The sequence below is a fragment of the Candidatus Margulisiibacteriota bacterium genome (genome assembly GCA_028715625.1).
Taxonomy (GTDB): Bacteria; Margulisbacteria; Riflemargulisbacteria; order GWF2-35-9; family GWF2-35-9; genus JAQURL01.
Map to the genome: position 1 here is coordinate 1 of JAQURL010000104.1, position 6,014 is coordinate 6,014.

General features: G+C 42.4%; 8 protein-coding genes. 1 reads left to right on the plus strand and 7 read right to left on the minus strand.

Annotation, left to right across the window (positions count from 1 at the left end; all coding sequences use genetic code 11):
• Positions 1-4: 4 nt before the first annotated feature.
• The 7 genes from PHV30_11670 to PHV30_11700 all read right to left on the minus strand — a co-directional run bounded on the left by PHV30_11670 (position 5) and on the right by PHV30_11700 (position 5,517).
• Positions 5-235: a thioredoxin family protein gene (locus tag PHV30_11670; protein MDD5457672.1), complete on the minus strand. Its 231-nt coding sequence runs from the start codon at positions 233-235 to the stop codon at positions 5-7.
• Positions 236-249: 14 nt separating this feature from the next.
• The gene (locus PHV30_11675; GenBank protein ID MDD5457673.1) at positions 250-1,176 is read right to left on the minus strand and encodes a cation diffusion facilitator family transporter; all 927 of its coding nucleotides are present in this window, start codon (positions 1,174-1,176) and stop codon (positions 250-252) included.
• A 16-nt stretch (positions 1,177-1,192) separates the two neighbouring features.
• Positions 1,193-1,495: a carboxymuconolactone decarboxylase family protein gene (locus tag PHV30_11680; protein MDD5457674.1), complete on the minus strand. Its 303-nt coding sequence runs from the start codon at positions 1,493-1,495 to the stop codon at positions 1,193-1,195.
• 29 nt (positions 1,496-1,524) lie between these two features.
• Positions 1,525-2,544: a permease gene (locus PHV30_11685; protein MDD5457675.1), complete on the minus strand. Its 1,020-nt coding sequence runs from the start codon at positions 2,542-2,544 to the stop codon at positions 1,525-1,527.
• 2 nt (positions 2,545-2,546) lie between these two features.
• Positions 2,547-2,933: a metalloregulator ArsR/SmtB family transcription factor gene (locus PHV30_11690; protein MDD5457676.1), complete on the minus strand. Its 387-nt coding sequence runs from the start codon at positions 2,931-2,933 to the stop codon at positions 2,547-2,549.
• A gap of 123 nt (positions 2,934-3,056) precedes the next feature.
• Positions 3,057-5,210 carry a ferrous iron transport protein B gene (feoB, locus tag PHV30_11695; protein ID MDD5457677.1) on the minus strand — a complete coding sequence of 718 codons (2,154 nt, stop codon included), beginning with the start codon at positions 5,208-5,210 and terminating at the stop codon, positions 3,057-3,059.
• Between the two features lies 1 nt (position 5,211).
• On the minus strand, positions 5,212-5,517 hold the full coding sequence (locus PHV30_11700) for a FeoA family protein (protein MDD5457678.1): 306 nt from the start codon (positions 5,515-5,517) through the stop codon (positions 5,212-5,214).
• Positions 5,518-5,622: 105 nt separating this feature from the next.
• Between PHV30_11700 and PHV30_11705 the strand changes: the two genes are divergently transcribed.
• Positions 5,623-6,006 carry a metal-dependent transcriptional regulator gene (locus PHV30_11705; protein ID MDD5457679.1) on the plus strand — a complete coding sequence of 128 codons (384 nt, stop codon included), beginning with the start codon at positions 5,623-5,625 and terminating at the stop codon, positions 6,004-6,006.
• Positions 6,007-6,014: the final 8 nt, after the last annotated feature.

Genomic DNA, 6,014 nt, shown 5'->3' on the forward strand with positions numbered 1-6,014 from the left:
AAAATCAGAGTATAAGTTTTTTGATATCTTCGGGTGACAAAAGTTTGCCCATGGATTTGACGACCCCGTCCACTACCAGCGCGGGTGTGGCCATTACTCCAAATTCCATAATCTTGTTCATCTCGGTAACCTTTTCTACTGTCGCGTTTACACCTGAAAGAGCCAGGGCTTTTCGGGTATTTTCTTCCAGCTGTTTGCATTTGGGACAACCTGAGCCTAAAATTTTAATTATCATATTTTACCTCCGCTTTATTTTATATCTATCAAACCGGTATTTTTGCATAACGCATGTTCGACCTGGATTGTCGTATGAATAATTCCATGTTTTTCCCTTAAGAGTTTTTCAATGGCGCAAAGCAATTCATTGACATCACACATGGTTAATTCTTCCCCTACATTAATATGCCCTTCCAGATGGATGTCCTTTTCCGTTAAACTCCAGACATGTACATGATGTATATCCTGCACACCTTTAATAGCCGATATATCGGCCTGAATCCGGCTAAGGTCAACAGACTTCGGTACATTATGCATCAGAATTCCGATAGCTTCCCAGAGAATACTGTAGCCTCCGAACAGAACATAAGCGCTGATAAGCATAGAAAAAACACCGTCTATCCAATAAACCTGAAACATTATCACCAGAATGGCACCAAAAACAACCGCTACTGAAGACAAGGCGTCCATAATCAGGTGCAGATAGGCGGAACGAATATTAAGGCTATGCTCAGCGTCACCTTTTAGCAAAACAACACTCAGGACATTGGCAACCAGACTGATCAGAGCAACAATCATCATCAGCCGGCCATGAATAACTACAGGATTTAATAAACGAACAAAGGCTTCCTTAAACAGGTACAAGGATGTTACCAGCAATATTGAGGAATTAAGCAAAGCGATCAAAACCTCGGCGCGTTTGTAGCCGAAGGTCATGGATTCGTTATTTTCTCTTTTTGCCAAACGCATACCCACAAAACTCGCCAGCAGCGAAAAGGTATCACTGACATTGTGCAAGGCATCGGATAATAGAGAAATACTCCCTGAAAACACTCCGCCGATGATCTCTACCACAGAGATAATCAGATTGAGCAGAATAGAAAAAATTAATCTGGGCTCACTCCCGTTGCTGCGCGTATGATGATGTTCATGCTCGTGAATATGGCTGTGTTGACTCATAAAATATAAATATCAGCTACCTTTCACCCAGATATTTCTCGAAAACCTCTTTGTTCCAATTCATTTGTGTGGCCGCGGCCTGGGTGGAAACTATGAGCAGAGTCTCGGTTATCTCTTGTCTTGAAGCCCCCGCAGCCAGAGCCTTCTTGAGATGGCTGTGTGTACAATGTTCACAGCGAAAAACTGAAGCCACCGCGAACTTGAGAAGTTCCTTGGTCTTGGTATCCAGTGCACTATCTTCATTGCTAACTGCTTTTAAATTTTCCAGAGCGTCGCCAATTTTTGAATCTTTAACATACCAGGGTTTTTCACTTAGCATAATTTACTCCTTTAAAAAATTTTACTGCTTTAATGTATTACCATATTAAACACATACCCGATAAAAATAATAGTTAAAGTCATTATTCCGATAAAAACTGCCAGAAGCTGCGGCTTAAGAACCTTCCTTAAAATAATCATCTCAGGCAGGCTGAGCGCGGTTACAGCCATCATAAAGGCCAGAGCCGTACCCATTTGCATGCCCAGTCTGGTTAATTCTTTGACAATGGGAATTACTCCGGCAGCGTTTGAATATAACGGAATACCTATCAGAATAGCTATAATAACGGCGAAAGGATTATCTTTTCCCGCGTATCTGGTGAGAAGTCCCGCAGGCGCCCAACCATGCATTATCGCGCCAACAGCTATACCCAGAACAACATAAAGCCAGATTTTTTTTAAAATATCACCGACATATTTAAGGGAATCATTAATTCTTTGTTCCCAGGAAAGCTTGATGATATCCGCGCTGCCAACTTTGATTTTATAAACATAGTCTTCCACATATTTTTCCAGCTTCAGCCTGCCGATGACAATCCCGGCAAAAATGGCGCTCACCACTCCGGTAGCAATATACAACAAAGCAATCTTCCAGCCGAATAAGCCCCAGAGCATTATTAAAGCCACTTCATTAACCATGGGTGAGGATATGAGAAAAGAAAAGGTAACCCCCAGCGGAATGCCGGCTTCTACAAAACCGATAAATACTGGCACAGCCGAACAGGAACAAAAGGGAGTGACAATTCCCAGCAAGGCGGCAAAAATATTCCCCAGAAATCCTCTGGCTTTTCCTTCGCCCAGCAGTTTCCTGGTCCTTTCGGGCGGGAAAAAACTACGAATAAGGGATACTATAAATATTATTATGGAAAGCATCAAAAATATTTTCGCAGTATCATAAAAGAAAAAATTTATGGCGCTTGTGTAGTGAACTGAATCCAGGGTTTGAGGATTAAGACGGGCCAGATTAAAAAACCATTTCAAAGCAGAAGTTGCACCCCAACTCATTAACCCCGCAAAATGTCCCAATATCCGGTCTATGGCTCCGAACACAGTTAACTCCTTTTTCCGGATGCTCCGGTTTCGCTAATTCCGATAATACACTTGCCTCTGGTACACAGTTTCAGCCTTTTTTTCAGCTGCTTAATATCAGTTGAAAAATGCTTGTTTGGTATGGCGGCAACAAGCTCAAGCAAGGCATCCAGAAAAGCATCTTTTTTAGCGGGAAAGGAGTATAAAATATATTTCCCGTCCCTTGTTTCCTCAAGAATTTCCGCGTTCTTTAACTCTTTTATATGCCGGGATATGGTGTAAAAAGGCATTTGCAGGGAATCGACAATTTCACAAACACACAATTCCCTGTTGGCCTCAATAATCACTTTTAATATCCTGATTCTGGTTTGGTCGCCAAGGCACTTTAATTTCTTTAAACAGGTTTTCATTTATACCCCGCAATTATTTACTCATTTGCGCTTATATGCAAATATAGTACGCTTCCAGGGGAATGTCAATAAAATTTCGTCTTTCCGGCCTGGCTGGCTGTGCATAAATTTGAAGGGAACGGGTTAATTGCCAAGCCCGAGGAGTAAAGCTATTCTGTAAACAATAAATGACGAGATCCAGGCAACCGAAAGCGCGTAAACAGAGTATATGCCTACCCATTTCCAGGCTCCTGACTCTTTTTTGAAAACCATAATGGTAGCGATACAGGGGATGTAGAGCAGAACAAAGACCATTAAAGATAAGGCCGCAGCTTTGCTGAATCCAGGGTCGTGCCTGAGTCTGGTGGCCAGATTTACCGATTTTTCATCTGCTTCACCCAGCGAGTAGATGGTACCCAGGGTTGAAACAACTACTTCTTTGGCCGCCAAACCACTGATAAGCGCTACTCCGATTCGCCAGTCAAACCCCAGGGGTTTGATGAGCGGTTCGATCAGTTTTCCTGCTTTACCTGACGCTGAATACTCTAATTGTCTGGAAGCTTTATTGTTTTCAAGTTTTTGTATGGCCACGGCTTTTTGACCGGATGACAAGGTTATTGAATTGTTTACCTGTTGTTCACTGGTGCCGGTTTCCACGCTTATTTTCGCGCTTTGCGGATAATTGCTGGCTAACCAGATGATGAGTGACGCGAGTAAAATTGTAGTGCCTGCTTTTTTAATATACATTTGAGCTTTGAGCAGTGACTGGATCAATATTGATTTTATTGTAGGCAAGCGGTACACGGGGAGTTCCATAACAAAAGGTTCCGAACATCCTTTTAATATAGTGGATTTAAGTAATCTGGCCGATATTATAGCGATCAGAACCCCGAAAATATAGATAGCGAACAGGACATTCCCTGCCATAGCCGGCGGAAAAAAAGCGCTGATCAACAAGACATATACAGGAAGCTTGGCACCGCAGCTCATGAAGGGAATGATCATCATGGTTACCAATCTGTCTCCCCTGTTTTTTAAAGTCCTGGTAGCCATCAAAGCCGGAATGGAACAGCCGAAACCTGTAATCATGGGCAGGAATGATTTACCATGCAGGCCGACTTTATGCATGACCTTATCTATGACAAACGCTGCTCTGGCCATGTATCCTGTGCCCTCCAGAAAAGACAGGGCAATGAAAAGCAGAATGATATTTGGCAGGAAAACCAGCACTCCGCCCACACCGGCAATAATACCGTCAACTATAATTGACCTCAGAAATCCTTGAGGCAAAACAGCGCTTACGCTATTGGCCAACCACTTAAAAAAGAATTCAATCCAGCCCATGGGAGCTTCCCCTAATTTAAAAGTAAACGAAAATACGCACCACATGATCAAGAGAAAAATAGGGATCCCCAATACTCTGTTGATCAGAACGGAATCTATACGTTCGGTGACAGATTTTTTCTTCCGGGCGGAAATAACCATGGTCTCACGCAAAGCGCCGCGAATAAAAGAATTACGGTCATCGGTTATCGCTGTTTCCAGGTCCGGCTCTTCGGGGCTGTCTTGTTCGGAACTTGAACCATGTAATATTTTCAGAGCTTTTATCCAGATCGGGTAATCTTTTATCAGATTATAGACCTGTGTATCGTTTTCCAGCAGTTTTATCGCCAGCCAGCGCACAGGGTATTTGCCGGAAAGCTGCGGCTCCTGCTCCAGAAGTTTTTCGAGAGCATCTATTTTACCCTCTATCTGTTCACTAAATACAACTTTATTTTTGGCAATAATTATATCGTGCTCATAAACGCGAACGATATGGTCGAGAAGCGATTTAAGGCCGGTTTTCTTTACAGCCGAAGTCGGCACAATATGTGAGCCCAACAGATTCTGCAGCTGTTTAATATCTATTTTTATTCCGGCTTTCTCTACCTCATCAAACATATTTAAAGCCAGGATCAGATTGGTTTTCAGTTCCATCAACTGTACAGTGAGATATAAATTTCTTTCCAGACTGGTACCGTCCACAACATTAACCACAACATCGGGTTTTTTTTCGATGATAAAATTTCTGGTTATTACTTCCTCGGGAGAATAGGCTGTAAGGGAATATGTTCCGGGAAGGTCAATGAACCTGATGCTGTAACCCTTATGAATAACAGTACCCTCGTATTTTTCAATGGTAACACCTGCCCAGTTCCCGACTTTCTGGTTGGTACCGACCAGTTCATTAAACAGAGAGGTTTTGCCACTGTTCGGGTTCCCGGCAAGCGCTACGACAATTTCTTTTTTTTTAATCATTTCAAGCGCCGCATCCTTCCTGTCCGTCGCTCTGCCTGCGCCCTGGCAAGCCCATGGGTTTTCCATCGCCAAGTTCACCGATCCTGATAACATAAATATTAGCGGCTTCTTCTTTTCTTAAAGAAAGATTAAAACCTTTCAGGAATATTTCTATGGGGTCGCCTAACGGCGCTACTCTGAGGATCTTGATATGTGTACCCCTGCATACTCCCATATCCAGCAACCGGCGACGTATTTCTCCGACTGCCGAAACACGCACTATTTCCGCTTTATCACCTTTTTTTAAATTCGTAAGAGCTGTTTCCATATAAATATTTTCCGGTTTGTGCTTCCAAATTAGGCTTGACTAATTAGTCATACCTAATTTAAACTATTATTTGATAGCTGTCAATATAAAAGGAACGAAAAAATCATGAAACTCAGTACTGCCATGGAAGATTATCTGGAAGCGATCCTCATGATCCGCAACACAGGTGAAAAGATCAGGGTTAAAAGCCTTGCGCAACGCTTAAACATTAAGCCGCCGTCTGTTATCGATATGCTGAAAAATATGGCGAATAACGGTTATGTGGTACACGAATCAAGGGGAGATATCCAGCTGACAAAAACAGGGTCCAGGATAGCCGGAAAAATAAAAAAAAGGCACGAATTATTAACAAAATTTTTTCATGAAATTCTGGGACTGGATATAAAAACAGCCAATATCGATGCCTGCAAAGTTGAGCATTTTCTGAGCAGAAAAACCTGCGAGCGTTTAGTTGAGTATATGGATAGCATAGAAAAACAGACTTCTTAAAAGGTGAA

Excerpts from the sequence above, each read along its gene's own strand:
- PHV30_11670 (MDD5457672.1), bottom strand. The coding sequence starts at position 235 with ATGATAATTAAAATTTTAGGCTCAGGTTGTCCCAAATGCAAACAGCTG.
- PHV30_11680 (MDD5457674.1), bottom strand. The coding sequence starts at position 1,495 with ATGCTAAGTGAAAAACCCTGGTATGTTAAAGATTCAAAAATTGGCGAC.
- PHV30_11705 (MDD5457679.1), top strand. The coding sequence starts at position 5,623 with ATGAAACTCAGTACTGCCATGGAAGATTATCTGGAAGCGATCCTCATG.
- PHV30_11675 (MDD5457673.1), bottom strand. The coding sequence starts at position 1,176 with ATGAGTCAACACAGCCATATTCACGAGCATGAACATCATCATACGCGC.
- feoB (MDD5457677.1), bottom strand. The coding sequence starts at position 5,210 with ATGATTAAAAAAAAAGAAATTGTCGTAGCGCTTGCCGGGAACCCGAAC.
- PHV30_11700 (MDD5457678.1), bottom strand. The coding sequence starts at position 5,517 with ATGGAAACAGCTCTTACGAATTTAAAAAAAGGTGATAAAGCGGAAATA.
- PHV30_11690 (MDD5457676.1), bottom strand. The coding sequence starts at position 2,933 with ATGAAAACCTGTTTAAAGAAATTAAAGTGCCTTGGCGACCAAACCAGA.